The sequence below is a fragment of the Pseudomonas sp. B21-012 genome (genome assembly GCF_024749305.1).
Classification (GTDB): domain Bacteria; phylum Pseudomonadota; class Gammaproteobacteria; order Pseudomonadales; family Pseudomonadaceae; genus Aquipseudomonas.
Genome location: NZ_CP087197.1, coordinates 3031654 through 3057996, shown reverse-complemented (window position 1 = coordinate 3057996; position 26343 = coordinate 3031654). Strand labels below are relative to the sequence as shown.

Below are 26343 nucleotides of genomic sequence, written 5' to 3'. Positions count from 1 at the left end.
TGAAAGTTAACTGTATATTCGTACAGTATCGGAAGTCGTGCGTCATGAGCTACTCAATCATAGGCCCCATTGCTGAAGGCGGCCTGGAACTCCCGTTGTGCTCCTCTCAGGTTCCTGCCGGATTTCCCTCGCCGGCGGCAGACCATATCGAGGCGCACATCTCCCTGGATGAGGTATTGAACATCAGGGCTCCGCACGTCTATCTGGTGTCGATCACCGGCGAGAGCATGCAGGGGGCCGGGATCTTCGAGGGTGATCTGGCGATCGTCGACCGCTCGCTGGAGCCGGCTCACGGCCACATCGTCGTAGCGCTGCTGAACAACGACCCCGTATGCAAGCGGCTGTGCATCCGCGGCAAGGACGTGATCCTGCTGTCCGAGAACCCGAAGTACCCGCCGCGTTACGTGCTGGAGGGCGATGAGCTGTCGATTTGGGGTGTGGTCACCAGCAGCGTGCGCAGCCATGTCTAACCCACCGGTCTTCGCGCTGATCGATTGCAACTCGTTTTACGCATCCTGCGAGCGGGTCTTCCGCCCGGACCTGGCCAAGGTGCCGATTGTGGTGCTGTCGAACAACGATGGTTGCGTCATCGCTCGAAGCTACGACGCCAAGCCATTTGTGAAAATGGGCGAACCGTATTTCCAGATCAAGCAGAAGCTGAAGCAGCACGGCATTGTGGCGTTCTCCTCAAACTACGCCCTTTACGGCGACATGAGCGAGCGGGTAATGAGCCTGATTGAATCCATGGTCCCCGGCGTCGAGGTCTACAGCATCGACGAAGCCTTCGCCGATCTGACCGGCATAACCGGCATAACCGGCTTGGACGCGCTGGGGCGCCGAATTCGGGGGCAGGTGCTGCGCTGTACAGGCATCCCGGTCGGCGTCGGCATAGCCGGTACCAAGACCCTGGCCAAGCTGGCGAACCATACCGCGAAGCGACTGCAGGCGCAGACTGGCGGCGTGGTAAACATCTGCGACCCTTTCAAGCGCGACTGGGTGCTGCGCAACACTGCGGTATCCGAGGTGTGGGGCGTTGGCCGGCGCATGAGCGCGCACTTTGAAGGCATGGGCATCAAGACGGCAATGGACCTGGCCAGAGCTGACCCCTGGACGCTTCGGAAGAAGTTCAGCGTGGTGGTCGAGAAGACCGCCCGGGAGCTGGCCGGCACGCCCTGCCTGGAACTGGATGAGCCGAACCCGCCGAAGCAGGAGATCTGCTGTAGCCGGATGTTTGGCAAGCGGCTCAAGGAACTACCCCCGATTAAGGAAGCGGTAGCCACCTACATGATGCGGGCGTCGGAAAAGCTGCGGGCCCAGGGTTCTGTCTGCAAGAAGCTGCGCGTCAGCATCCGCACCGGTATGTTCAATCCCGATGAGGCCAAGTACGCCAATGGCGTGGTCGTCGATTTGCCATATCCCACCGATGACGTGCGACTGCTCACAAAGGCTGCGGTCGACGCGCTTGATCGAGTGTTCCGACCAGGCTTCAACTACAGCAAGGCCGAGGTGATGCTCCTGAATCTCTGCCAGCGCGGTGAGTACACCGACGACTTGTTCGCGGCGGCGCAGCCGGCCGAGGCGACCAGGGTGATGGCGGTGCTCGACCAGATCAATGAGCGATGGGGCAGGGGAACACTGAGGGCGGCGAGCGTACCAGTGAACCCCGATTGGGGGATGCGCCGGGACATGATGAGCGCCAGTTACACCACAAGGCTCGATCAACTATGGAAAGTATCGTGCAGTTGAGGTGCAATTCCAGCCACTTTCACCACCGGCTTGGTTTACGGAGTCGCGCGAGGTGAACTTGACCCAGCAGCGGCTCAACGAATTGTTGCCATTACAGATGCCGGCGACCAATGATCGGTTGCCCTGAAGGCCTGTCAGGATTACGTGCAATCAATAAACCCTTTAGAGAATAGGTAACGACACGCGGAAAACTGTACCTTGCTCAAGCGTCGACCCTACTTCTATTTGTCCGTCGTGCCCCGCAACAATCTCCGCAGCGATAAATAATCCTAGGCCCAGGCCAACAGTTTCACCCCGATTGTCGTTTGAGTATCTCGAACAACGTCCTTCGGGGCTGAAAAGAATGGGTATCGCGTCGGGGGGAATAGGTTCGCCGAAATTTAAAACATCAAAGAAAGCTGAATTTTCATTAGCTTTTAAAGTTATTTTAATTGGTTGTTTTAAGTCCCCATGACGTACGGCATTGCCGATCAAGTTAGAGAAGACCTGCGCAATACGCGCTGGATCGAACTGACCAACGACTCTCTCAATGTCGTTGAATATTAGCTGCGCTTGGGGATGACCTGCCCGGAGTTCATTTACGATGGATTGGCATATGGGATGCAAGTCAGTGACTTCTCGCTTAATCGGCAGTCCCACCCCTAGGTTGCAACGAGCAAGATCAAGGAGGTCGCTGACCAGCTGATTGGCGTTGCGAACACTAATAGCAATCTGGGCAGCGATTGTCTTTTCCCGGTCAGGGATTTTTTTCGATCTGCGTAATAGATCAGCCCCCATAGTCACTGCGCTCAGAGGTGTTCGGAGGTCATGACCCAGTACACCCAAGACCATTTTTCTATTTGTCTCTACCGCTTTTCCATAGGACCCGATCGACTCGACCAATGCTTGGTCGATTGCTTCGTTGAAACGAACCATGTCTTCGACGTCCTGGGCTTCCCCAGTGTACTTCTGGGCCAACCATAATCGCAGAACACTCGATCTAAGGGCGCGATACTCCGAAACCATTTGATCTAAAGTGAAACCAGCCATCAAGCGGGTTATTGCATGGGTTTGCGCAGCTGTCTCATCTACGCTGATAGGCCCGTGACCTTGGGACTTGGCGATCTGCTGCTGCTGGGATTGGGAGCTACGCATGTCGAGTACTACCGTTTTCAAAATGTACTCGGCATGGTTTCTGAGGCCTCGATCGTCCAGATGAGGCATCTGGGTATCCACCGACCTGGCGAATTCTTCCCACGCTTTGAGAATTTCCTCCATGTTGGCGATGATGAAATCTGACAATTGCATGTCTGTCTCAGCGTGCGTCTGCTTTCTACTAATATTATCAGCCTAACGGGAGGCGGGCGGGCAGTGTGTTGAGCGGAGCGCACCGTTCGTCATTTCGTCTCAAGCGGCCACAATGCGCTTTTTTACATGCAGAGGGAGCAGTAGCGTGAAGAAGACCTTGGCAGGTGTTGTGGAGGCCGGCGAGCCGCTTATTAGGCAGGCTATCGATGCGCAGCGACGCTACCACGCAGCCCAGGACGCTGGTCAGACAGCAGAGGAAGTCGAGCGCCTGCGCCTCGAGGCCGAATCACTCTACCAGGCTGTCACTGAGTATCAGCTGCGGTCGCTTGGCGGACCTGCACGCACGCTGCACTAAGCGCTAACCCTGCGGCGGCATTGCACCCCAGGTGGCAGGGCAGCGTGGGTGATACAGGAACCTTCGAACTCAGTCGAGAAACTGGACAAGCTGTTCTCGATTTACGCAGAGACCTCATCGTCGACAAAGCAGCCTTGAGGGCGGCGCAGACGTATATCAGGGAGTTTGCCAGCGACCCTAGGAAGCTCGGGTTTCGCTTTGTCTTTTTGCGGCCAGCTCTTTTTGACGGTTCCTCTTATCCAATCGGTAACCCCACCAGAGTGTGGCAATACCGAAAACGACCAGCAGTGCTATTTGATATATAGGCACTATTTTCTCCTTTAAAAATTAGACACGCAGAAGGATTTGGCAGCGTCGTACAGAATTTTTCCGAAGCGCTCAAGTGCGTGACGAGTGGGCGGCGATTTGATGGGGCTATCGAAAAGAGCTGCGAGCAGGCCTGTGGTGGCCTGCTGCAATATCGCTCAGGAGTGGCGAGAGTAATAGTGGTTTTCCTGGTTGTTCTTATAGGTTTTTAGGTTACTACTCTCTTGGGGTCGCTGTATTATTATTCAGATGCGTCTCGGCAGCTCCCGCAGCGCCATCCTTTATAAAGCTCTGACCTCTCAAGGGCTGTAACCAATTCACGACCGCCTATAGTATTTTGGCAGTTGTTATGTTTTTCATTTGGTTTTTTCGTCCCCTCGCATTTTTTTTGCAGGAAGGGGCTTACCACTGCCTGTTGCTTTGACGAAAGCGCTCTAAACCCCTTGTCGACGGCTAGCTGGGCGTAGCTTTGTACGCTTGGCTTTTCACCTTGTAATGCGTTCTGCGCGATAAGGGCCGAGAAAATCTCTCGCTCGATAGTCATTCGTTAATCCTTTATTCAACCAACAAGTTTGCTCGTGCTACTTCTTGTTCTGAGCAATGCGAAAGCATACGTTACCATTGGGTGGGGTTTTAATGAACTGGGTTTCCATCCAGCTATAGAAGGCAAGGCTTCTCATTCTTCGTCAATAAATGTTGGTTTCTTGGTGTTTAGAGTATTTCAAGAGGTCTTTGTTACAATTTATTTCTTGTTCGCTAAAAGGGAGAAATTTTAATTTCTGCTTTAATGGGGATAGTGTGGCGAGCGAAATCGCCTGTGTTTCTCGATAGATTTAAGGGTGACGATATTTTTTATGAGCTTCTATTTTTTATAAGAGATGCACTGTGGTAATAGTAAGGGCCGCTATTTTTCTCTTGCGGGCTGGCAACCAAATTCGCACGAAGGAGCTTAGTCTATAGCCCCTGGTCTACGACACTTCTTGTGGGGGCGGGAATGGCCTTGTCCGAACCGCAGCCCCGTATTTACTGGCGCTTTTCGTAGGTGCGGACTGCTGATCTTGCTGGCTCTGGGCGGCTGTGTTGCGCAGGCTCAACCGGAGGCCCGCCTCGTGCGCGTCGAAGTGCCGGTTCAGGTGCCTTGCCACGCGCCAGATGACGGGGTGCCGACGTGGGCAGTTGCAGGGCTGCGCAAGAACGCCAGAGGAGGGGTGATGCTGATACCAATTTTGATACCAATGGGTGCGCTTGGGTGGGTGCTGATGGGGGATTTCGCCCAATGAAATCAACGCATTGGCACCCGCTAACACCCATGCAGGACTGCATGGTGATGTTAGCGGTGGAGATCAAAGGGCTTACCTATCAATAGCTTATGTGACGTCTTCGCAGCTGCGGACCCATTTCGGACCAATCTGGAGCTTTTCCAGCGCCTGCCAGTCATTGGACGAGTTTATCCAGCGTGCATACGTCGATAAGAGCATCTGCACGCTATGCCCGAGCTGTTGGGCGATAAATGCGGGGTTGAGGCCAGACATTAAGCATATTGTCGCATAGGTGTGACGGCAGTTGTATGGCCGCCGGTAGCCGATCCCCAATTCCTTGAGGATTGGCCGCCATGGGTGATGCAGATCGGAGGTTTGCTGCACACATTCTGCGTTTTTTGACGGCGCAAAGATGTACAGCGGCTCCTGTCAGATTTTCGGTTTTACGTTCTTCGCTTGCTCATCAGACAGTTTCTTGCTTCGATCGGCTTCGGCGTTAGCATCACGCGCAGCCAGCTCGTCAAACATCGATTTGACGTCGATGATGGACACTGTGTAGTGAGGCACCATTTCGTCTGGTTGTTCCGAAGCGCCAACCTGGATGATTTTCCCGCAGGTCGGGCTAAACGATTGCGGCGCCGGAAACGACACACCGGGAATGTTGCTGCTGGCGCTGCGCACGCCCTTGCATGGACCCTCTGAGCTGGGGCCAAAGTACTGTTTCCCGTCGCGGTCGTACTGCCAGACAAGGCCGAGCGACATCATCTGGGTAATGTTCGACGGTTTACCGAACTTTTCAGTCAAGGCAGCTTTAAGTGCCTCTGTCTTGATGCGCGACCCGTCTTCGAAGCGTTGAACACGCGCAATGAACCAGACTTTCCCAGCATCATTCTGAAGCGCTGCAAACTCGTCAGAAGGCCCCCCCGCATTGCTGAGGCCGGTTCCTTTGAGTCGGTCTGCTGTAACTGCTGTAACGCCGGCTTCCTTGCCGTCACGCAGCATCAATGGCGAAAGCTTGAAGTTTGGGTTTGCCTCTGCAATGGCTTCTTTGGCGACAGCCAACGAGGATCCAAGGGCGACGCCGGAAATGTCATCTGCGGCCAGAACAGCCGTGCAGGTTAACGTGGCGAGAAGGGCGGCGATGCCCGAACGTTGAAAACGCATGAGAAATAGTCCTTATCAAAAATCAGCATACCTACAAGGTATGCATGCTGCTCCTGTTGCGCAGTGCGGCGTGGCCGCGCCGAATATTAACATCAACCTGCCGTAACAGTGTCAATGCTGGCGCGCATGCAGGGGGCAAGACATCGGCTTCGATGCGTATCAGGTGAAGGCGATTCGGGCGAATCGATCTGGCGGGATAAATCCGAAATTCAAAGCACGCCAGGGCGGGGCCAGGAACAGGAATAAAGGCAAAGGGTGAGGCTAGCGTTGGTCACCGCGCACAGTGACCCTGATGCCCGTGGCCACAATCTCGTACTCCGTCTCGGAAATCTTCTTCACCTCACCGCCGAATTGCATCTCGAAATGCTTGCGGCCCTCATGGCGAACCATGCCGTGAGATGAGCGTTCAACGGTCTCGTCCTGATAAATGTTGATCACGTACTGCACGTTGTCCGTGCCAACACCCATGAGCTTTCCAACATATTTATCGGCCATGTTCGAACTCCTTGCGTGAAGCCTCAAGGTAGCGGGTACTAGCAGATCTATCCACTGCCTTGAACGGTGCGGGTCACCCTGCTGGTGTTTTGTGGCCTGGGCAGTGCTAGGCTTTGGGCGAACCATACCATCCAGGGAACAGGAAATGAGCTTCGACTGGCACGCAGGGCCGATTACCCGCAGCACGCCGCTGGACAAGAATTATCGCAATACCCAGGAGGTCCGGCGGTTTCTGATTGGCCAGTGTGGGGCAGCATTCAAGTTCGATCGGGCCTTCATGGCCTGGGTTAAAACGGCAGAACCCCTGACGATGGGCGACGTGGCGGATGAGTGGATGCGGACTCACCGTTGATCTGATGCTGGCGTTTGCCGATACGGGCCACGGTATGGACAATGGCGCGGCGCATCAACTCACACTCGTCGTCCGAGTCGATATCCGAGCCTTCAGTCCAGTCGTCCGGGTTCTTTCCGTAAAGGTCTCTGGGCATCGCGCAGAGAAATGCGCAATCGATGTGAATACCCAGCTGCACCGCCAGGCGCAGGGCGTCGCCATCATCCAGTAGCGGGTTCCACAGCATGTGCCGTGCGTCGACGCGCAGCAGAAAACCCGCTTCGCCGTCCCTCGGGTGCCCCGTATGGCCTTGCCATGCATCCGTCCATTCGATGAGTTCATAGCCGGCAGCCTGGGCTGCCAGTTCCAGTAATTCCCGGTCAGTCATGCCGTATACCCATCTTCAAGTGCCCGGCTTAGCCGTGCTATCCGTATTTTCGCGTCCCTGCGTTTACGCATGACGAAGCGCCTCATCATAACGGCCTTCACAGGTCATTTCCAAAAGGGCGGGACGCTGGCGAAGGGGAAACTACACCTCCATTTCCAGTGCCATGAGCTCCTGTATGGTCTGTCGGCGCCTGATCATCCGCAAAGCACCGTCTTCGATCAGCAACTCAGGTAGCAACGGGCGGCTGTTGTAATTCGAAGACATGGATGCACCGTAGGCGCCTGTGTCGTGGATCACCAGAAGATCACCGACTTGAGCCTGTGGCAGGTGCTGAGGGGCCAGCGCCAGTTCGTCCTGGGTAAACACATCACCTGACTCGCACAGCGGCCCGGCCACCAGGCTGGGCTGCAGCGGGCGATCTACCGGCATCCCCTGGGCGTCGAGCAGGGTCATGCGGTGATAGGCGCCGTACAGCGCCGGGCGCATCAAGTCGTTGAAGCCGGCATCGACCAGGATGAAGAGATTACGGCCCACCTGTTTCACTGCACGGACTTCGGTCACCAGGCAGCCTGCTTGCGCCACCAGAAACCGCCCTGGCTCGATTTCCATGCGCACCCCATGACCGAGTATTGCCTCAATCTCCAGCCGGGCCGCTGCCCAGGTGCGGGCGTAACACTCAAGGTCGACCGGCTTGTCGCCGCGTTGGTAGGGCGTGGACAGCCCTCCACCGATCGAAAAGGCTTCGATGTCCATACCCAGCCGGCCAACCAGATCGACCATCGAGCGGGCAACCTGCTGCAGATGCTGGTAGTCCACGCCCGAGCCGATATGCATGTGCACGCCTACCAGGTGCAGGCCATGGGACCTCACGCAGTCGAGCGCTTCGAGCAATTGCGCGTGCCAGATGCCGTGCTTGCTGTGCTCACCGCCAGTGTTGGTCTTGCGACTGTGACCGTGGCCGAACCCCGGGTTGATCCGGATCCACACGCGGTGCCCGGGGGAGTGCTGGCCCAGTTGGCGAAGCATGTCGATCGAGCCGGCATTCACTTCGATCTTCGATTCGATGACCCGCGCCAGGGTGGGCTGATCCAGCACGTCGCAGGTCAGTACCACCCCGGCAGGATCTCCCGCCACCGACGCACCCGCCGCGAAGGCCCGTTCCATTTCACCCAGCGATACGGCGTCGAGCACCAGGCCGCGCTCGCGCATCAGGCGCAGAATATGCAGGTTCGGATTGGCTTTCTGCGCGTAGCGGACCGTGTCGAAGCCTTGCAGTTGCTCGATCCGCTCACCGATGGTGTTGGCATCGTAGATCCACAGCGGCGAACCGTGGCGGCGCACGGCGTCGGCCAGTAATGTTAAGGGAGCGGTCATGATGGCGTTACTCATAGGCAGGGAAGCCCCGAGGATGAGTCATTCAGGTGATCCAGAAAAATAGCTAGTTTTCTCAAGGCTATTCATATCTGATATGTCAATCACCTCCCGTTGAGTGTTGTCGTGAAGCTGACCGTTCGCCATATCGAAGTATTTCGCGCCATCATGAACGCGGGCAGCGTTACCGGTGCGGCTCGCCTGCTGTTTACCTCGCAGCCGACCGTCAGCCGGGAACTGGCGCGCCTGGAGCACCTTAGCGGTTTGCGCCTGTTCGAGCGTGAAGGTGGGCGCCTGGTGGCGACGGCCCAGGCGCTGCTGCTGATAGAGGAGGTCGAGCGTGCCTATGTCGGGCTTGAGCGTATCGATCGCTTTGCTCAGGCCATACGCAACTTCGAGCAGGGCCGATTGGCCATCACCTGCCTGCCGCTGTTCTCCCAGACCTTGCTGCCCAAGGCCTGCCAGCGATTCCACCAGCAGCACCGCGGCGTCAGCGTGAGCATCACGGCGCAAGAATCGCCGTTACTGGAAGAGTCGCTGGTCGCCCAGCAACACGATCTCGGCCTGACCGAAGTCGAGCAGATTCCGCGAGGTGCCTACGGGGAGTTGATTTTCAGTGCCAGCATGGTCTGCGTATTGCCCGACCAGCATCCGTTACTGGCGAAGTCCGAACTTGCGCTGAGCGATTTTCATGAGGTGGACTTTATCAACCTGGCAAGTCTGGATACCTACCGGCAGCAGTTGGACCAGCATTTCAGAGCGATTGCAGTCAATCGGCGCACGATCATCGAGACCACCAGTGCAGCATCGGTGTGCGCCATGGTCAGGCAAGGCCTGGGGGTGGCGATCATCAACCCGTTGAGTGGGCTGGAGGCGGCGCAAAGTGGGCTGCCGATTCGCCGCCTGAGTGTTTCTGTGCCGTATAAGGTGATGTTGATACGCCCGGATTATCGGCCGGCCTCAACCGTGGTGGAGCGATTTTGCGAGGTACTGAGGCTGCAGGCGCAGGACATGGCTGCAGTATTGGCAAGGGGCTTCTGACACGACGCCAGGGCGCTGCCACTCTGCCGTGAGTATCAGCCTTTCAGAATCGTCTGATACAGGCCGGGCCTGGGCCACGCCATCATCGGCGGATGAAATTCGAACGCAGCGTCTCGCCAGTACCCCGCAGGTTTATCGCCTCAATTGGTTTCCTCCTGGCCTTGGCCTGCGCCTGCGCACGGGCCGACATTACCTTCGACGGCTTTACCCGGTTCGTTTTCGAGGGCACGCAGAAGCAGTTGCCGCTGATTATCGTCAATCAGGGCAATGAGCCGGCGCTGGTGCAGGTCAAGCTCGGCTGGGGCGACAAGCAGGACAGCCGCGAGTTGCCCATGGCCGTGTCGAAACCCTTGTTGCTGATACCCGCCAACAGCAAGGCATCGACCGACATTCTCTATCAAGGGCAGGGCCTGCCTGATGACCGCGAGTCGTTGCTGATGCTGAAAGTGCTGCAGATTCCGAAAAAGACTGCCGACAGCAACGCCATGGCGATTGCCCTGCAGCACAACCTCAAGCTGTTCTACCGGCCGCGATTGCCTGGCTCGGTCAAGGAGGCTGTGGAGCAGCTGCGCTGGTCTGCAAGCGCAGCCGGCAGCTATGAAGCGCGCAACGATTCGCCCTATTACCTGACCCTGACCGAAGTCGGTTTGCTTGACCATTCAGGCGCCGCCTGCGGCAAGGTCATTGATCATCTGATGATTGCGCCGTTTTCGACCTATTCATTGCCCGTAAGCGACTGCGACCGGCCCGTCGACCAGGTGGCCTACGCCTATATCAGCGACGCCGGGCTGGCCCATGCGCGTCGCAGCGAGCTGCAGTTGTGATTACTCCGGAAGGCGTTGCCATGTTGAGCAGACAGTTACTTTTTATTGGTGTTTTGTTTTTTCTGAGCATTCCTGACAGCTATGCGTTGAAATGCCAGAAGAGCGCTTCGGCGCTAATCAATGATACGACCACCATTACCGATACCACCGCCATTCCCAACTCGTTGCCTGCCGGCACCATTCTCTGGCGACAACCCACGCAATCCATCAGGGTTGAGTGTTGGGTGGACTTTGCGGGCAGCCCTAGTGAAAATATTTACTTTTACATGAACCCGAACAGGGTCGATCTTGGCAAGGACATAGAAATCGGCGTCACTTACCAAGGCAAAGACTATTTGTATTCATCCTTAACCGGTGGAAAGCTGGACATCGGTTGGACTGTGGCCGGCTGTCCAAAAGGCGATACGTGCGGCTGGCAAAAAGAAAGCAAAGCCATGACCTACTCGTTGTTCTTCGTCAAGAAGTCGCCAGCAGGCGATAACAAGGAAGGACCGATCACTTCACTTGCCAACTACCGGGCGTTCCAGTTCGACGGGGTTGGCGGTGTGCGGCCCGGCGAGAGCTACAACGTCACCGTCAACGGCTTGAACAAATTTCGCTACCTGCCTTGCGAGTCGTCGATCAACATTCAGCCGAGTGTCATCAATTTCGGTGCGATCCGTACCTCAGGGGCCAAGGTCGGAGCAACGATCAAGGAGGTGCCGTTCACCATCACCGAACAGCGCACCTGCAATGCCGCCTATGGCCTGGGCGGATATCTGGAGCCGTTGACCGCGACGTTGAACACGGCCCAGGACACGCTGGTCCCGACCGACAACAAATCGGTGGGCATCAGCCTGATCAACGAAGACGATCAACGCGCGTTGTTTTTCAAGAAAGAGTTCTTGCTCACCCCCAAGACCACTTCGACCACCAACACCCATAACTTCCTGGCACGCCTTAAATGGATGACCGCAACGCCGACTTTTGGTGAGTTCAATGCCGGCGCGACCCTGGATATTTTCTACAAGTAGGCCGCAGCGCTGTTGTAGACTCGGCGCTTTGCCAGGGAGGCGCAGCGGTGTTTCGCTATCTTAGCTGGAGTGCACTTGCACTAATGACCGGCTGCAGCACGCAGCAGGCGCCGGTCATCGACGCGTCGTTGCTACCGGTGTATAGCCCGCAATTGCACACCAATACCTACGCACGCTGGGGTGAAGAGGGCGTGCAACGCATCAGCCGCGCCCAGCGCCAGGCGCTATACGCTATCGCCCGCCAGCCGGCCTGTGACCAGGTCACGTTTCTGGCCCTCACCGAGACCATGAGCCAGCCACCGGCAACCATCGTGACCTTCGTTGAATGCCGCAACCGCTGGCGCTTTTATATCGACCAGGATGCCCGTGTGCTCAGCAGCGAGCACCGTGGTTAGCTTTTCTTCCCTTTATGGATATGCCGATGTTCAAGATGAACGCACTGGTGCCGGAACTGATTGTCAGCGACCTGCAGCGCAGCCTTGGGTTTTACTGCGAGGTTGGCGGCTTTGCGCTGGAGTACCAACGCCCCGAGGACAAGTTCGCCTTCCTGTCGCTGGGCAACAGCCAGATCATGCTCGAGCAGGACTGGCACAGCGAATCGCCCTGGCGCGTCGGCCCGCTTGAGGCGCCTTTTGGCCGAGGCCTGAACCTGCAGATCCGCTGTGAAGATGCCACGGTACTGGCCGGCGCATTCGAGGCCGGCGGTTACCCGCTGCGGCGGGCGGTGGAAGATCATTGGTACCGCAGTGATGAGCGTGAGGCCGGCCAGCGCAATTTCCTTATTCAGGACCCGGATGGCTATTTGCTGCGCTTCTTCCAGGACCTCGGCTTTCGCCCCTGCCCATAAGGAAACACGCCGATGAACAAGCCCATCAAAGCCTGTGCGGTTCCGGGTAATGCACGCATCCACCTGCAACTGGCCGGCGCCGATTTCGTCGATGCGCAGCGGGCGCAGGTGGCAAACGCCGAGCGCACGGCGCTGGGCCATTTCTTGCGGTTGATGAGCAGCATGCCGGGCTGGATCGACAACCTGATGGTGCTGCGCAATCGCCTGGTTCGCCTGTGTGGCCTGAAAGACCTGGGGCGCTTGTCGAGGATCGACCTTGATCGCGAAGAAGGGTCTTACCGGGTCGATGAGCGCATTGGTATCTTCACCCTGGTCAGCAATAGCCCGGATGAAGTGCTGCTGGTCGATCGCGACAAGCACCTGGACGTTTACATCTCGTTGCTGCGCCTGCCCCTGGGCGCCGACAAGCGCCGCGAGATCGTGGTGTCCACCGTGGTGCACACGCACAATCGTCTCGGCCGCCTGTACATGTTGCCGGTCGCGCCGTTTCACCGCTTTATCGCACCCATTGCCCTCAGGCGCCTGGTCAACGCCAGCTAAGCGCTTGCGCTCAGACAAAACCCTGATCGGCAAAGCCGCGGGGCAAGCGCTGGCGACCGGGCAGGGCGCTCAGGCGCTCGACCCAGGCACTGCGCCAGTCGCTGGCGGCGTGCTGGGTGCTGGCCCTGCGTGCGCGTCGGGCGGCATTGCGCTGGTCTTTGCGTGCGGTCTTGAACGCATCGGTGTTGCGGCAGCTACGGCATTTGACCTGATTGAGTTCGCTGCTGGCGACCAGGTTTTTACCGTGGTGTCCGCAGGCCAGGTGGCCGGCGGTCTTGAAGTGAGTGACCATGGGGATCCTCCTCGGCACTGTTGCTCAACAACAGGCTCTAAGGGTTGGACCGCTTGGTCAGGGTCAGGTTCGGCGCCGCTAGAGGGTGACGATGGCCAGGGCCAGTTGCATGTCGCTCATCGGCCGTGGGCCGCTGCCGGCCCGGTATTCCTGCACCGCCCGTTCGAAGGCGACGCCACGTATGGCGCCGTCGGAGCCGACGAACGCGGTGGCGTCATCCTTGGCCGACTTGAACAGCGCCGGCGCACCGGTGGTGGTGATAAACGGGCTGGCCACGACGACGCTGACGCCAATTGCCACCACCATGGTGCTGCGTTCGATCGGGTTCTCGATCGGTTCACCGGCCCAGGCCGGCGTTGCCAGCCCCAGCACCACCAGCAGTGCTGCAATCTTGCCCACGTCCATGTTAATGCCGCTCCGTTACTTGAGAGGGGTGTTGCGTGAAACTGTGTGACGGTTGTATGACGGATAGCGGCGCATTTTCGTCACCGCCCAGCCCAGCAGCAGGCCGGCGATCAGCAAGGCGCCGGCAAACCACAGGTTGAACAACAGGGCCCGGTGGAATTCTTCTGGCTGCAGGTCGGCGTAGTAGGTGATGTAGCCGGAGCCCGTGCGACCACCCCGGGGCATGCGGACCCAGCCGCGTTCCTGGTCTATCCAGTACGACAGGGTCAGCCATAAGGCGCCAGTCAGCGCGGCGATGGCCAGGGCCAGCACTCCCAGGTCGTTGCTATCCCACGGGCGAGAGCGTTTGCGCATAAGCGTCCTTGCTTGCGGGCCGTCCTCTGACGGCTGGAAAACCGCCAGCATAACAGCTGATGGCTAAAAGCCCGAGGTCTGGTGCTGCACGCTGAACTGCTTGCGAAACCACTCCTGGAGCATGGCCTTTTCGGCATACAGGCGGTCGCTGTCGGCGCGCCGGCCCGGGCGCTGCAGGTAGAACTTGTCGCTCACATGGGCATCGGCCTGGCTGACAACCTGGCCGGGTTGCGACAGGGCATAGTGCAGGTCGATACTGGGCCAGGTGACGTCACGCATGATCCGCACTGAATAGGCATTGGCCCGCCACGGTTCGTACTGGCCCGCCAGGTCGATATCGCGGATGTCGATGCGCAGGCTCTGGCCGGGCGCCAGGTAACGCTGGCCGAGCTTGACCAGGTAGGCGCTCAGTTCCTTCATCACATAGGCATCGGCGCCGCGTGGGTAGCCGTTGCTGTCGAGGCTGGCGTCGCGAAAGTGTTCGGGTTTGTCGAAGGTGACTTCGACGTTGGGCGCGGCCGCCGGTTGCGCCAGGCTGTTGCAGGCCAAAAGGCTCAAGGTGGCCAGGGTCAGGGCAGGGCGCATGATTCACCTCCAGGTGCAGCCTTGCACAGTGTGCTGCACAGGCTTCATTGTACGCCTGTACGGATTGAAAACAGAGGAGTCGGCAGTGCGCAGGATCGAGCGGTTTACAGCCAACAGGCGCGGGCGGGACGTGGCCGTGGGCGATATCCATGGGCATTTTTCACGCCTGCAGGAGCGGCTGGCAGCTATTGGCTTCGATCCGGCGGTAGACCGCCTGTTCAGCGTTGGCGACCTGGTCGACCGCGGCCCGGAGTGCCCGCAGGCCCTGGAGTGGCTGGCCAAGCCGTGGTTCCACGCGGTGCAGGGCAACCATGAAGCCTTGGCGATCACCCACGTTGATGGCGGCACCCTCGACTACAGCCAGTACCGCGCCGCCGGCGGCGGCTGGTTCCTGGCCCTGGACAGCGATGAACAGGCGCGCTTTGCCGAGCGCTTTCGGCGCCTGCCGCTGGCCCTTGAGGTGGAAACCGCAGACGGGCTGATCGCCCTGCTGCATGCCGATTGCCCGTTCCGCCACTGGTCGCAATTACGCGAGCTGCTGGTGAGCACGCCACCGAGCGAGGTCCAGGAAGTTTGCCAATGGTCGCGCAAGCGCCTGGCTGCTGGCGATGAGACGCCCGTTGAGGGGCTGCGGGCGCTGGTGGTCGGGCACACCCCGCAGCGTGAGGTGCGGGTGCTGGGTAATATCTGGCATATCGACACCGGCGGCTGGGCCAGCGGCCAGTTCAGCCTGCTCGACCTCGCCAGCCTTACGGTGCTCACCGCCAGGCCAGGTGAATGATCACCCCCAGCGCCATCAGCATCAGCACCACCCCCGACACCCGCTCAAGCCAGGGCAGCAGCCGGGCAAAGCGCCGGCGTACCCGCAGGTTGCCAATGGCCGCGGCCACCAGCACATCCCACAGCAACACCGCGCTGAACATCCACAGGCCATACAGCCATTTCCAGCCAGCACTGGCCTGGCTGGCCGCGACCATGCTGGCCAGGCTGACATAGAACAGCGCGTTCTTCGGGTTGAGAATCCCCGACACCAAGCCCATCACCAGGCCCTGGAACCACGGGTTCTTTAGCCGTACAAGGTCATCGCCCACCGGGGTCAGGGCGCTGGCACCGGCATGGCGCAGGAACAGCACGCCCAGGTACAGCAAATAGGCGCAACCGGCCAACTGGACGAGGACAAACAGCGTGCTGTCCGGGCGCAGCGCCGACACTCCGGCAAAGGCTGCGACAATAAACACGCCATTGGCCATGGCAATGCCCAGGCAGGCGCCGGTTGCCTTCAGCCAGCCGGCGCTCATGGAGGTGCGCGCGACCAGGAAAAAATCCGGGCCGGGTGACAGCAAGGCAAGAAAGTGCGCGGCGGCAATGAGTAAAAACTGCTCCATCGGTTTCGGACTTCTTCAGCAAGAGGGTTGCTGATTGTCCGTAGCGGCTGCAGCGCCTGTATTGAAGAAAATTGCGCGCTCAGCTGCGGTACAGGCCGGGCGTCACCCCGGTATGGGCCTTGAACACCCGCTGGAAGTGGCTCTGGTCGGCAAAACCCAGGCGGTAGGCAATGTCGGCCATGTCCTGGCCCTTGCGCAGCCACTGGCGGGCACGGTTGATGCGCAGGTTCAACTGCCAGGCATGGGGAGTGAGGCCGGTGGCGGCGCGAAACGCCCGGATCAGTTGGTAACGGCCCATGCCGGCGCTGCTCGCCAGTTCGCCCAGCGACAGGTTGCTGGCGTCTTCCTGGGCAAGGCGCTCGAGCAAGGGTTGCAGGCGGTGTTCAAGCGCCTGAGCTGTGGTGGCTGGCGCCTGGTCATCATGATCACCGATGAACTCGATCAGCGCGGCCTCTTTCACACCGGCGCAGGCCTCGGAGAACAGCAAGTCGTTGAGCCGGGTAAAGCGCTCATAGGTAGAAGGGTTGCGGGTGATCCGCGCAGGCCTTGCCTGAACCTGCGGGGCCAGGGCCGACTCCAGGCGCAGGGCTTGCAGCCAGCCGGCGTCGAGGTGGAGCATCTGGTAGCTCCAGCTCAGCCCGGGCTCGGGGTTGCAGGCATGCACGCAGTGCGCCGGGACGAACACCAGGGTGCCGGGCAACAGGCGCATTTGCGCTTTACCCGCGCCGGTGAACACACTGCAGCCCTGATCGACCGCGCCAATCGAGAACGTGGGGTGGCTGTGCGCCTTGTAGCAGGCACGGCTGTCGCAGGCGCGGCGGCTCTCGACAAAGGGCAGGGCCGGGTCACGCCAGAACAGGGTAGGGTTTTTGCCGGTGGCCCGCAGCATCACGACAGCCTCAAGGGGGCGAAGCCTGCAGCTTATCCGCAATCCACCGGCTAAAACAAACGCCCCTCACGTTGCCGGGAGGGGCGTTTGCGCAAGCTCAGGCGAAATTACATGGACTGCAAGGCGATGCTGGCCGATTGCGAATCTTGCGCACTATCGGCATCCATCCACACCCATTGGCTGCCATCGCCCTGCAGGGTATTGGTGATGCTCTGCAAGCTGGTTGGCAGGATGGTCACCACGCCAGCGGTCTTGGCGGTTGGCCCGATGGAAGTGATCTGGCCCGACAACAAGCCGTTCGAGGTTTCATTGATCACGTAGACGACGGCCTTTTCCTCGCGGAACTGACAGGAGACGAACTGGGTGATCTTGCTGGCAATCGTCAGGCTCATCCATTTTGAAGGTGGCACTGCGTAGTAGCGGCTGTACTTGCTGAACGGGTAGAGCTCGCCATTGGCCTGCAACGCCTGGTTGTTCAAGCCGGCGGTGTTGATCGGCATGCTGACGCTACCGAGCCAGATATCCACCTGGGCCAGGCCGCTGTTGGGGGCAATCGACACCGAGACTGTCTGGGTATCCGTACCCGAGACAAACCCTATTGAGGCAAGGCCGGCATTGGCGGTGGTGCCAGGCACGGTGATCGGGCAAGGCGGCTGGCTGTTGCTCCAGTTCACATTGACCGTGGCGCTGGTCTGGTTCTGCGCCGAGTTGTAGATGAAGATCCCGTACAACTGCCCCGGGCTCAGGGTAGTGCAGGTGGCGGTATCGCCGGCATTGAGGGTAAGACGTTGGCCACCGTTCCAGTTGGTCTGGGTGGCGAGTACACCGATGCTTTCCATGGAAATGTCCTTTTCCTAGCGTTGACAGGGCAGGTGACGGTGCGCTGCTTTCCTGTGTGCAGCCTCCGTGCACCCGGGCACGTATGTGCCAGAGGGAGGTATAGCCAAGCCCAAGGTGAGCGCTGATATTGTTTTGCTATCACTGGTGCGGCACGTTCAAGCGAATCGCTTTAGCCGCAAGCCAAGTGCTTGTTGGCAAAGGGGCAGGGTGTATTGCCAGGCACACAGTTTTTTCCCTCAGCTGTACCTTGACCCGGCAACGCTGCGCGCAGGAACCTTGTCGCTCCTGTCACCGGAGAGCCCCCAATGGACCTGTCCACCCTCGCGCTGTTCATCCCGGCCTGCTTTGCCCTGAACATGGCCCCTGGCCCTAACAACCTGTTGTCGCTGAACAATGCCAGCCGCTACGGCCTGCGCATTGCCTGTGTGGCAGGTATTGGCCGGCTGCTGGCCTTTGCCGGGATGATCGTGCTGGCGGCCATGGGCCTGGCAGTGGTGCTGCACACCAGCGAATACCTGTTCCTGGTGGTCAAGGTGCTGGGCGCAGCCTATCTGTTCTACATCGCCTGGCAGCTGTGGCGGGCGCCGGTGGGCGAGGCGCTGGCGGCTGACGGGCAACGCCGCGGTGCCTTGCGCCTGGCGCGCCAGGAGTTCTGGGTGGCGGCGGGCAACCCCAAGGCGATTCTGATTTTCACCGCCTTCCTGCCGCAGTTTGTCAGCGTCGCCAGCCCGGTGCCGGTGGCCGAACAGTTCGCCTGGCTGGGCGGGCTGTTCCTGCTGCTGGAGTGGCTGGCCATCGCGATTTATGCCTGGCTGGGCGCCTACCTGCAGCGCTGGTTCAGCCAGCCCGGGCCACGCCGATTATTCAACCGGGTCAGCGCTACGCTGCTCGGCTGCGCCGGGGTCGGCTTGCTGGCAGCGCGGCGCGCCTAGTAGCTAAGGCGTAAACCGAGGTTGGCGCCGACTCGCTCCTGTTGGTTGGCGTCGAGGTTGGTGGCGTAGTCGATGCCGACATGCACGCTGAAGTTCTGGTTGACCTGAGCGACCAGGCCGGTACCGATGTCCATGGAGGTGTAACGGTAGTCGGTCTTGACCTTGTCGAGGTTGTCGAAGGTCAGGGTGTCGCGGCCACCATCGCCGTGCCAGATATTGGCCTGCAAGTAGGGTTGCAAGGGCATGGCAGCGGGTTTGAAGTTGCCTTCCAGGCGCACGCCCAGGCGCCCGGTGAGCTCGGTCTGGGCGTCGAAACTGACGTGGGCGACACTGTCGTTGGCGCTGTCGAGCGAGACTTTCTGGGCGATGAGCTGCGCTTGTGGCTCGATAGTCCAGCGGGGCGACAGGGGGAACGGGTAGCCGGCCTCCAATGAAGCTGTCCAGGCGTGGCCGTTGAGGTCGAGCTTGTCGCCGCGATCGGATTTGGCCCGGCCGTCGAGGTCGGAATACTGCACCACGGCATCGACATACCATGGCTGCGCGCCGATCAGGGTCCAGTAGGCGCCAACGCTGTCGCTGTCGAGTTTCAGGTCGCCAACCTTGTTGTCTTCAAAGCCCAGGGCGAAGCCCTTTACATCGCCGCTCAGGCGACTGTGACCGACATACATGCCGACGTGCTGGCGCATGCCATCGTCGTTGAGCCAGGCATAGAGGTCCTGGCCAACCTTGAAGCCGTACAGGCTACCATCCAGGCTTGGGCTGACAGTGCCCGACCAGCTCTGGTGGAAATTGTCGCCATAAGCCTGGCCCCAGCTGGCCGATAACGCGCCATCCTGGTTCAGCAGGCTCTGGTCGCCCTGACGTTGGTGAAAGGTGCCCAGCGCCGAGCGTGCAATCAATGCCGCAGCCCGGGGCGCAGCGGCATAGACGGCAACTTCCGGGCGGTACAGCGGGATGCTCACGCCGGGCGCCGGCGGTGGCGGCAAGTCAGGCTGGCCGGGAGCAGGGCCAGGGATTGGCGGCGGCACCACCACAACCGGTGTGCCGGGTTCGACTGGCGTACCAGGATCAACCGGTGTTCCGGGGTCAACCGGCGTACCGGGTTCAACAGGTGTAACTGGCTCCGGCAACGGGGTGGGCACGACGACGGTGGAACGCAGGTACCAGCTGTTCACGCTATCAGCAGTCACCCCGCCTTTGAACAGGCGATAGTCAAACGCCCCGGCCGACAACACCTGTGTCTGGACGAAGGCGGTGTTGCTGCTGGTGGCGCCGTTGATGGCTTCGACCACCTGGATACCGTTCTGGCTGGTTACCGCACCGGCGCCGCGCAAGTTGCTGATCTGCAGGTTGGTGCTACCGGAGATCCTCCCGCCGCTGACCACCAGCCGATCAGATGGCGCGCCATCGCCGGCCAGTACGCTGTTGAGCTTGAGGGTGCCGCCGTTGCCGGTGTAGTTGCCATTGATGGTCAACCGCCCTTGGGCATCGCCGCCGCTGCTCAGGTCGATAAGCCCGCTGTTGTTGACCGTCAGTTGCTGGCCGGCGGTGAAGGGGCTGATCACCCCGGTACGCGAGACCAGCGAACTGCTGGCGTCGATGTCAAGGCGGGTGGGCGCGGCAACGGCACTGGCATCGCCCAGGGTCAGGGTGTTATCCAGTTTGAACAGGCTGGCGTTGATCAGGCTGACTGACTCCCAATTGATATAACGGTCGCCCCCCACCGGCTGGCTGTTGTTGAAGGTCAGGCTGTCGATGCCGGCCCCACCGTTGACGGTGATGTTCAGCAGCGTGCTGCCCAGGCCTTCGAGGGCTGCCACATCATCGTTGCCGCCCATGTCGACGCTGCCGCGAATGATGCCGCCTTGCCATTTGAGCGAGTCATTGCCAAAGCTCGCCAGCAGGTTGCCCTGCAGCGTGCCGCCGGTAATCACGAAGACATCGGTGCCGCCACTGGTGCTGATGTTGCCGCCGATGAACCCGGCGTTGAGGAAGATCTGGTCATTGCCAAAGCCGGTGACCAGGTTGCCGACGATGGTGCCGCCGGACATGCTGAAAATGTTGTTGTCCAGCTTCATGTCGACCCGGCCGATGCGGCCGCCAGAGAAGAATGCGATGTCGCCGTCTTCGAAGGCACCGATGATCTGCCCCAGTGACATGTTGAAGGTATCGCGGCCATCGCCCTGGGCAAGGGATTGCAGGGTGCCACCGGTCATCAGGAAGTCATCGACCAAGGGTGTCTGCACGACCACACCGAGGGTATCGCCGGGCCTGACCACCAGGTTCTGGGCCAGGGCCGCAAGGGGTAGGGCGCTGAGTACCGCGATAAGCGAAATTCGCATCAGGCAGGCTCCATATCTTCCAGGCATTGGCCCACTGGCTGTCCAGCCACCTTGTTAGTACCGGACGGGTCTTGCTTTGCAGGTATAGAGCAATCCGCAATATCGGCAACTGACAAAAATGCTAGGTGGCGAATGGCCGCTACCGTCCGCCGGTCGGTAAAAGCGCCAGGTGCTTATAGTGAAAGGGTCTGATTCGCCTGGGAAATATGGCCTAGTCTTGGGGCTGGACCGGGCAACACGGAACCGCTGTCCGCCACCTGCCAAGGAGATGTACCGATGCTCTCGACCCTGGAGTTGCGCAACATCATAGAAAGCAGTTTTTTACCCACCCGCTGCCAATGCACCCTGGCTGCCGACCGCTCGCTGACCGTGCGGGTGTTCGACCGCAGCTGTGAGCGGGTCGACTTGCTGGTGACCGGCATCAGTGCCGAGCAACTGACCAGCAGCCGGGCGATTTCCAACCTGATCGTCGGCCTGCGCAATGACCTTGAAGACCAGCGCAGTCAACGCTTGCAACGGCGTCGCGACAGCCTTTAATCGCGGTAGAACACCTGCACCAGGTGATAGCCGAACTTGCTCTTGATCGGGCCGTGCACGGTGCGCAGTGGCTTTTTGAAAATCACCTGGTCGATGGCGCCGACCATCTGCCCGGGGCGCACTTCGCCCAGGTCGCCACCGCGCTTGCCGGACGGGCAGGTGGAGTACTTCTTGGCCAGCACATCGAACGCCTCGCCCTTGGCGATGCGTTGCTTGAGCTGTTCGGCCTCTTCAGCGGTCTTGACCAGAATGTGCCGGGCCTGTGCTTTCATCTGAACCTACCTTCGCAACGGGTAAAAACCGCGCATTATGCCTGATCGCGAAGCGCTTGGCGGTCACGAAATTGCTCAAGGGCTTCGGGGTTGGCCAGGGCGTCGGTGCCGGCGAAAGGCATACAGTACCTGTTTGCACCGCACCGCCGCTCCCACAGGGCTGTTATTCAAGCAGCAGCGCTTTATTCCACTGTCGCTTTTTTCACTTTGCTCGAAGCCGACCACACGCGGTAGCGCACTTCAACACCTTCCGGCACATACACCACCACCGGCAGCTTGCTGTTGTAGCGCAGCAGGAAACCGTCGCCAACCACCGGCACGAACGCCTGTTTCTTCTTGCCGTCCGGGCAGGCCATCAGGGTCGAGGCCGGGCCCGAGACTTTTTCCAGGCGGTAGTAGTTGTAGCCCCAGCCTTGCAGGGTTTGTTCTTCGAGGTTGCCGCCCAGGTGCTGGCGGTTGCAGTCGACTTCCAGCTGTTTGCCAGCCAGCACTTCGAGTTTGTAGGCCGACTCGTCAGCCTGTTTTGGCAGGTGGATCACCTGGCGGCTAAAGCCTTTTTCGGCCTCGGGGTAGGGCGCTACATCCTTGAGGCTGGCAGCTTGTACCGAAGTAGCGGCCGCCAGGGTCAGGGTGAACAACGCGGTGAGGGAGCGTGGGCGCATAAGGCCTCCTTGCAGATAAAAAAACACGATGCCGCAGCCAGGGTGCAAGGCTGCCCGTCATTGGGCCAGCCAGCCGCCATCGATGTTCCAGGCAGCGCCACGAACCTGACTGCCAGCCTCGCTACAGAGGAACAATACCAGCTCACCCAGGTGTTCGGGAGTGACAAAGGCCAACGACGGCTGCTTCTCGGCCAGCAAGTCGTGCTGGGCCTGCTGAGGATCGACTCCGCTGGCGGTGCGATCATCGATCTGTTTCTGCACCAGCGGCGTCAGTACCCAGCCGGGGCAAATGGCGTTGCAGGTGATGTTGCTGGTGGCGGTTTCCAGCCCGACCACCTTGGTCAGGCCGACCACCCCGTGCTTGGCGGCGACATAAGCGGCCTTGCCGGTGGAGCCGACCTGGCCGTGCACCGAGGCGATGTTGACGATCCGTCCCCAGTTGCGCGCACGCATGCCCGGCAGCACCAGGCGGGTGCCATGGAACACTGCCGAGAGGTTGACGGCGATGATCGAATCCCAGCGCCCCACCGGGAAGTCTTCGACCGCTGCCACATGCTGGATGCCGGCATTGTTGACGAGGATATCGACGCCGCCGAACTCGCGTTCCGCATAGGCGAACAGGTCTTCGATCTGCGCCACATCGCTAAGGTCGGCCGGGTGATGGCCGACCCGGGTGCCGTGGCGGGCGACTTCGGCAATCGCCGCGCGGGCATCGCCAAAGCCATTGAGGATCAAATTGGCCCCGGCCTTGGCCAGTACCTGGGCGATGCCCAGGCCGATGCCGCTGGTGGAGCCGGTGACGACTGCTGTCTTGCCATTGAGACTCATGAGGTGCTCCTTAGACGATACCGGTGGCATAGAACGTAGCAATCACCACGAACACTGCCAGGGTCTTGATCAGGGTAATGCCGAAAATATCCTTGTAGGCCTCGCGGTGGGTCAGGCCGGTGACCGCCAGCAGGGTAATCACCGCGCCGTTGTGCGGCAGGGTGTCCATGCCGCCGCTGGCCATGGCCGCGACCCGGTGCAGCACTTCAAGGGGGATGTTGGCCGCATTGGCGGCGGCGATGAAGCTGTCGGACATCGCTGCCAGGGCGATGCTCATACCACCGGACGCGGAGCCGGTGATACCGGCCAGCAAGGTCACGGTAATCGCTTCATTGACCAGCGGATTGGGGATCGCCTTGAGCGCGTCGGCCAGCACCAGAAAGCCCGGCAGCGAGGCAATCACCGCACCAAAGCCATATTCGGACGCGGTGTTCATCGCCGCCAGCAAGGCGCCGCTGACCGCGCTTTTGCTGCCCTCGGCCAGGCGGCTCTTGATCGCGCCAAAGCCTGCCACCAGCACCAGCAGGATGCCCAGCAGCAAGGCCGCTTCCACCGCCCAGATCGCCGTGAGTTTGGCGATGTCGGTCTGTACCGGCGCGCTCATGCCTGGCAAATTGAGGCTATGGGTCTTGCCGTACCAGGCCGGAATCCAGTGGGTGAACAGCAGGTTCATCACCCCTACCAGCAGCAGTGGCGACAGTGCCAGCAGCGGGTTGGGCAGCTTGAGGTCGGCGGCGGTTTCCGGCTCGTTGCGCAGCTCGCTGCCGTAGCCTTCGCCGGCGCGCTGGGCCTTGTTGCGCTGGCGCTGCAGGTAAAGCATGCCGGTGCAGAACACGAACAGCGTACCGATCAGGCCCAGCCAGGGCGCGGCCCAGGCGGTGGTGTTGAAGAAGGTACTGGGGATGATGTTCTGGATCTGCGGGGTGCCGGGCAGCGCATCCATGGTGAACGAAAACGCGCCCAGGGCAATGGTTGCCGGGATCAGGCGCTTGGGGATGTTGCTCTGGCGGAACATCTCGGCGGCAAACGGGTACACCGCAAACACCACCACAAACAGCGACACGCCGCCGTAGGTGAGCAGGGCGCAGACCAGCACGATCACCAGCATGGCCTGGCGGGTGCCAAGCAGGCGGATGGCGGCGGCGACGATCGAGCGCGAAAAACCCGACAGCTCGATCAGCTTGCCGAACACCGCGCCGAGCAAGAACACCGGAAAGTACAGCTTGATAAAGCCGACCATTTTTTCCATGAACACCCCGGTAAAGGCCGGGGCGACTGCCGAAGGGTCGGTCAACAGCACCGCGCCGAGGGCGGCGATGGGGGCGAAGAGGATAACGCTATAACCACGGTAGGCAGCCAGCATCAGCAGCGCCAGGGCTGCCAGGGCGATGATCACACTCATCGAGTGTCTCCTTGGGTGCATCTTGTTTTTGTTGGTCAGGAGGCGATAGCGGGAATCGTGCCAACTCTTTAAGCTGTTGATTTATATAGATATAGTTTGTTTTTTTGAGATGAAAGTCTCTGAATTGAGATTGAACGGTTCGCGGGGCAAGCCCGCTCCTGCCGTCGGACATCTTCCCGGTGGGAGCGGGCTTGCCCCGCGATAACAATCTCAAAAAAGAAACACATATCTCTTTATTGAGACTTGATCCCCAGCGCCACCAGTTTCTTGTACAGCGTCGAGCGTCCCAACCCCAGCTGCCGCGCCGCTTGCGGTACATTCCCGGCACAGCGCGCCAGGGTGTTTTCGAGTAACTGCCGCTCAAAATCGGCACAGGCCTGTTTATAGCTCAACGTGGCGGCTTCAACCGGCAGCGGCGCCAGGTCGCCCAGCGCCGCCTGAACATCGCCCAGCCCCAGGCGCGCTTGATCGGCCAGCAAGGTCGCCCGTTCCAGTACATTGCGCAGCTCGCGGATATTGCCCGGCCAGGCATGCCGGGCCAGCAGCGCCTGGGCGCCATCGTCCAGCTCGTGCTGGCTGCCCAGCTCTTCAAGAATCGCCTCGCTCAACGCTGGCAAATCCTCCAGGCGTTCACGCAGCGGCGGCACCTGGATCGGCAGCACGTTCAAGCGGTAGTACAGGTCGGCACGAAACTCGCCACGGGCCATGGCCGCCTGCAGGTCGGTGGAGGTGGCGGCAATGATCCGCACATCGCTGTGGATCATCTGGTTGGAGCCGACCGGCTCGTATTCCTTCTCCTGCAAGACGCGCAGCAGCTTGCTTTGCAGCGGCAAGGGCATGTCACCGATTTCATCGAGAAACAGCGTGCCACCCTCGGCAATCTGCAGTTTGCCCGGGCGGCCCTTGCGCTCGGCGCCGGTAAAGGCGCCCGGGGCGGTGCCGAAGAACTCGGCTTCGAGCAGCGTCTCCGGGATTGCGGCGCTGTTGATGCTGACAAACGCCTTGTGCGCCCGCGGCGAAGCGGCATGAATGGCATGGGCCAGTAGCTCTTTGCCGGTGCCGGTTTCACCCAGCAGCAACACCGGTGAGTCACTGCTGGCGCCACGCCGGGCGCGGCGCTTGACTTCAAGGCTGGCGGCGCTGGTGCCGATGAACTGAGCGAAGCTGTACTTGGCCTGGCGGGCGCGCAGCAACGAACGGGTCGAGGCCAGTTCCTGCTGCATGCTGGCGTAGCGCTTGAGCAGCGGCGAGAGGCTGCGCAGCTCGTCGAACAGGGCAAAACCGATAGCGCCGATCAGCGTGCCGGCGGCGTCGTGCACCGGCAGGCGCATGACCACCAGCGGCTCCTTGGGGGTGTCGAGCATGTCAAGCAGGATCGGCCGGCCATTGCTCAGCACCTCGCGCATCAGGCTGCCGGGGATGACACTTTCGCACGGCTGGCCGATGGCGCTGCTGGCGTCTTCAAGGCCAAAGCGCCGGGCATAGCGCTGGTTCATCCAGACAATGCGCGCATCGCGGTCGACGATGATCGTGCCTTCGCTGGACTGCTCGATGATCTCGAACAGCGAACGAATCGCCAGCAGGCGCACCTGCTGATAGTCCTTGAGGCTGTCACTGTCCTGCATGGGCCGCTCCGCCGGGGTAAAGGCTG

32 protein-coding genes and 2 pseudogenes are annotated in these 26343 nt (G+C 60.2%); 14 read left to right on the top strand and 20 right to left on the bottom strand.

The annotated features are described in order from the left end of the window. Nucleotides 1–44: 44 nt before the first annotated feature. The 3 genes and pseudogenes from LOY37_RS13895 to LOY37_RS27400 all read left to right on the top strand — a co-directional run. On the top strand, nt 45–470 hold the full coding sequence (locus LOY37_RS13895; protein ID WP_258714973.1) for a LexA family transcriptional regulator: 426 nt from the start codon (nt 45–47) through the stop codon (nt 468–470). After that, nucleotides 463–1746 carry a translesion error-prone DNA polymerase V subunit UmuC gene (gene umuC / locus LOY37_RS13890; RefSeq protein WP_258714972.1) on the top strand — a complete coding sequence of 428 codons (1284 nt, stop codon included), beginning with the start codon at nt 463–465 and terminating at the stop codon, nt 1744–1746. The genes LOY37_RS13895 and umuC overlap by 8 nt, the downstream gene beginning before the upstream one ends. A gap of 6 nt (nt 1747–1752) precedes the next feature. Further along, nucleotides 1753–1860 (top strand): annotated as a pseudogene (locus LOY37_RS27400) (lysis protein); the annotation flags it as partial. A gap of 48 nt (nt 1861–1908) precedes the next feature. Here LOY37_RS27400 and LOY37_RS13885 read toward each other — a convergent pair. Beyond that, nucleotides 1909–3033 carry a sensor histidine kinase KdpD gene (locus LOY37_RS13885; RefSeq protein WP_258714971.1) on the bottom strand — a complete coding sequence of 375 codons (1125 nt, stop codon included), beginning with the start codon at nt 3031–3033 and terminating at the stop codon, nt 1909–1911. Nucleotides 3034–3178: 145 nt separating this feature from the next. Between LOY37_RS13885 and LOY37_RS13880 the strand changes: the two genes are divergently transcribed. After that, nucleotides 3179–3388 (top strand): hypothetical protein, encoded by a 210-nt coding sequence (locus LOY37_RS13880; protein ID WP_258714970.1) that lies wholly within the window; start codon nt 3179–3181, stop codon nt 3386–3388. A 547-nt stretch (nt 3389–3935) separates the two neighbouring features. Here LOY37_RS13880 and LOY37_RS13875 read toward each other — a convergent pair. The 4 genes and pseudogenes from LOY37_RS13875 to LOY37_RS13860 form a co-directional block, all read right to left on the bottom strand. Further along, nucleotides 3936–4238, bottom strand: coding sequence for a hypothetical protein (locus tag LOY37_RS13875; RefSeq protein WP_258714969.1), 303 nt, complete (start codon nt 4236–4238; stop codon nt 3936–3938). Between the two features lie 823 nt (nt 4239–5061). Continuing rightward, nucleotides 5062–5379, bottom strand: a pseudogene (locus tag LOY37_RS13870) (site-specific integrase); the annotation flags it as partial. Between the two features lie 3 nt (nt 5380–5382). Beyond that, nucleotides 5383–6117: a hypothetical protein gene (locus LOY37_RS13865; protein ID WP_258717232.1), complete on the bottom strand. Its 735-nt coding sequence runs from the start codon at nt 6115–6117 to the stop codon at nt 5383–5385. A 261-nt stretch (nt 6118–6378) separates the two neighbouring features. Further along, a complete protein-coding gene (locus LOY37_RS13860; RefSeq protein ID WP_093382641.1) occupies nt 6379–6612 on the bottom strand; it encodes a hypothetical protein in 234 nt (77 codons plus the stop codon). A 145-nt stretch (nt 6613–6757) separates the two neighbouring features. On the opposite strand from LOY37_RS13860, the gene LOY37_RS13855 reads away from it, so the two are divergent. Further along, nucleotides 6758–6964 (top strand): DUF6434 domain-containing protein, encoded by a 207-nt coding sequence (locus tag LOY37_RS13855; RefSeq protein WP_258714968.1) that lies wholly within the window; start codon nt 6758–6760, stop codon nt 6962–6964. On the opposite strand, the gene LOY37_RS13850 is transcribed toward LOY37_RS13855, so the two are convergent. Next, the gene (locus LOY37_RS13850; protein ID WP_258714967.1) at nt 6900–7331 is read right to left on the bottom strand and encodes a hypothetical protein; all 432 of its coding nucleotides are present in this window, start codon (nt 7329–7331) and stop codon (nt 6900–6902) included. The genes LOY37_RS13855 and LOY37_RS13850 overlap by 65 nt on opposite strands. Before the next feature lie 141 nt (nt 7332–7472). After that, nucleotides 7473–8705: a diaminopimelate decarboxylase gene (lysA, locus tag LOY37_RS13845; RefSeq protein WP_258714966.1), complete on the bottom strand. Its 1233-nt coding sequence runs from the start codon at nt 8703–8705 to the stop codon at nt 7473–7475. A 123-nt stretch (nt 8706–8828) separates the two neighbouring features. Here lysA and LOY37_RS13840 point away from each other — a divergent pair, with 123 nt between their 5' ends. From LOY37_RS13840 to LOY37_RS13815, 6 genes are all read left to right on the top strand, one after another. Further along, nucleotides 8829–9743: a LysR family transcriptional regulator gene (locus LOY37_RS13840; protein WP_258593490.1), complete on the top strand. Its 915-nt coding sequence runs from the start codon at nt 8829–8831 to the stop codon at nt 9741–9743. 92 nt (nt 9744–9835) lie between these two features. Further along, nucleotides 9836–10567: a molecular chaperone gene (locus tag LOY37_RS13835; RefSeq protein WP_093382653.1), complete on the top strand. Its 732-nt coding sequence runs from the start codon at nt 9836–9838 to the stop codon at nt 10565–10567. A 20-nt stretch (nt 10568–10587) separates the two neighbouring features. Beyond that, nucleotides 10588–11580: a fimbrial protein gene (locus tag LOY37_RS13830; protein ID WP_093382656.1), complete on the top strand. Its 993-nt coding sequence runs from the start codon at nt 10588–10590 to the stop codon at nt 11578–11580. A gap of 83 nt (nt 11581–11663) precedes the next feature. After that, a complete protein-coding gene (locus LOY37_RS13825) occupies nt 11664–11975 on the top strand; it encodes a hypothetical protein (protein ID WP_093382659.1) in 312 nt (103 codons plus the stop codon). Between the two features lie 26 nt (nt 11976–12001). Then, nucleotides 12002–12427: a VOC family protein gene (locus LOY37_RS13820; protein WP_093382662.1), complete on the top strand. Its 426-nt coding sequence runs from the start codon at nt 12002–12004 to the stop codon at nt 12425–12427. A 12-nt stretch (nt 12428–12439) separates the two neighbouring features. Next, a complete protein-coding gene (locus tag LOY37_RS13815) occupies nt 12440–12967 on the top strand; it encodes a DUF2867 domain-containing protein (protein ID WP_093382665.1) in 528 nt (175 codons plus the stop codon). Nucleotides 12968–12977: 10 nt separating this feature from the next. On the opposite strand, the gene LOY37_RS13810 is transcribed toward LOY37_RS13815, so the two are convergent. The 4 genes from LOY37_RS13810 to LOY37_RS13795 all read right to left on the bottom strand — a co-directional run bounded on the left by LOY37_RS13810 (nt 12978) and on the right by LOY37_RS13795 (nt 14603). Beyond that, nucleotides 12978–13259, bottom strand: coding sequence for a hypothetical protein (locus LOY37_RS13810; RefSeq protein ID WP_258714965.1), 282 nt, complete (start codon nt 13257–13259; stop codon nt 12978–12980). 78 nt (nt 13260–13337) lie between these two features. Beyond that, a complete protein-coding gene (locus LOY37_RS13805) occupies nt 13338–13664 on the bottom strand; it encodes a DUF2388 domain-containing protein (protein ID WP_045201922.1) in 327 nt (108 codons plus the stop codon). 15 nt (nt 13665–13679) lie between these two features. Next, complete coding sequence (locus LOY37_RS13800; RefSeq protein ID WP_258714964.1) at nt 13680–14018, bottom strand: hypothetical protein; 339 nt, start codon at nt 14016–14018, stop codon at nt 13680–13682. A gap of 63 nt (nt 14019–14081) precedes the next feature. After that, nucleotides 14082–14603, bottom strand: coding sequence for a DUF3016 domain-containing protein (locus LOY37_RS13795; protein WP_258714963.1), 522 nt, complete (start codon nt 14601–14603; stop codon nt 14082–14084). An 85-nt stretch (nt 14604–14688) separates the two neighbouring features. Here LOY37_RS13795 and LOY37_RS13790 point away from each other — a divergent pair, with 85 nt between their 5' ends. Then, a complete protein-coding gene (locus LOY37_RS13790) occupies nt 14689–15384 on the top strand; it encodes a metallophosphoesterase (protein WP_258714962.1) in 696 nt (231 codons plus the stop codon). Here the strand turns inward: LOY37_RS13790 and LOY37_RS13785 are convergent. The 3 genes from LOY37_RS13785 to LOY37_RS13775 form a co-directional block, all read right to left on the bottom strand. After that, nucleotides 15362–15988, bottom strand: a complete 627-nt coding sequence (locus LOY37_RS13785; protein ID WP_258714961.1) for a LysE family translocator — start codon at nt 15986–15988, stop codon at nt 15362–15364. The genes LOY37_RS13790 and LOY37_RS13785 overlap by 23 nt on opposite strands. Before the next feature lie 79 nt (nt 15989–16067). Further along, complete coding sequence (locus LOY37_RS13780) at nt 16068–16877, bottom strand: AraC family transcriptional regulator (protein ID WP_258714960.1); 810 nt, start codon at nt 16875–16877, stop codon at nt 16068–16070. A 107-nt stretch (nt 16878–16984) separates the two neighbouring features. Then, nucleotides 16985–17716: a hypothetical protein gene (locus tag LOY37_RS13775; protein ID WP_045201935.1), complete on the bottom strand. Its 732-nt coding sequence runs from the start codon at nt 17714–17716 to the stop codon at nt 16985–16987. A gap of 306 nt (nt 17717–18022) precedes the next feature. Here LOY37_RS13775 and LOY37_RS13770 point away from each other — a divergent pair, with 306 nt between their 5' ends. Then, nucleotides 18023–18649 (top strand): LysE family translocator, encoded by a 627-nt coding sequence (locus LOY37_RS13770; protein WP_258714959.1) that lies wholly within the window; start codon nt 18023–18025, stop codon nt 18647–18649. Here the strand turns inward: LOY37_RS13770 and LOY37_RS13765 are convergent. Further along, on the bottom strand, nt 18646–20991 hold the full coding sequence (locus LOY37_RS13765; RefSeq protein WP_258714958.1) for an autotransporter outer membrane beta-barrel domain-containing protein: 2346 nt from the start codon (nt 20989–20991) through the stop codon (nt 18646–18648). The genes LOY37_RS13770 and LOY37_RS13765 overlap by 4 nt on opposite strands. Before the next feature lie 276 nt (nt 20992–21267). Here LOY37_RS13765 and LOY37_RS13760 point away from each other — a divergent pair, with 276 nt between their 5' ends. Then, complete coding sequence (locus tag LOY37_RS13760) at nt 21268–21528, top strand: DUF1652 domain-containing protein (protein ID WP_045201943.1); 261 nt, start codon at nt 21268–21270, stop codon at nt 21526–21528. Here the strand turns inward: LOY37_RS13760 and LOY37_RS13755 are convergent. From LOY37_RS13755 to LOY37_RS13735, 5 genes are all read right to left on the bottom strand, one after another. Then, nucleotides 21525–21800: a peptidylprolyl isomerase gene (locus tag LOY37_RS13755; protein WP_007932676.1), complete on the bottom strand. Its 276-nt coding sequence runs from the start codon at nt 21798–21800 to the stop codon at nt 21525–21527. The genes LOY37_RS13760 and LOY37_RS13755 overlap by 4 nt on opposite strands. A gap of 182 nt (nt 21801–21982) precedes the next feature. Continuing rightward, nucleotides 21983–22462: a serine protease inhibitor ecotin gene (gene eco / locus LOY37_RS13750; RefSeq protein WP_258714957.1), complete on the bottom strand. Its 480-nt coding sequence runs from the start codon at nt 22460–22462 to the stop codon at nt 21983–21985. 57 nt (nt 22463–22519) lie between these two features. After that, nucleotides 22520–23290 (bottom strand): 3-hydroxybutyrate dehydrogenase, encoded by a 771-nt coding sequence (gene hbdH, locus LOY37_RS13745; protein ID WP_258714956.1) that lies wholly within the window; start codon nt 23288–23290, stop codon nt 22520–22522. Nucleotides 23291–23300: 10 nt separating this feature from the next. Beyond that, nucleotides 23301–24692 (bottom strand): GntP family permease, encoded by a 1392-nt coding sequence (locus LOY37_RS13740; RefSeq protein WP_258714955.1) that lies wholly within the window; start codon nt 24690–24692, stop codon nt 23301–23303. A 233-nt stretch (nt 24693–24925) separates the two neighbouring features. Next, entirely contained in the window at nt 24926–26317 is a 1392-nt protein-coding gene (locus LOY37_RS13735; RefSeq protein ID WP_258714954.1) for a sigma-54-dependent Fis family transcriptional regulator, read from the bottom strand. Between the last annotated feature and the right edge of the window lie 26 nt (nt 26318–26343).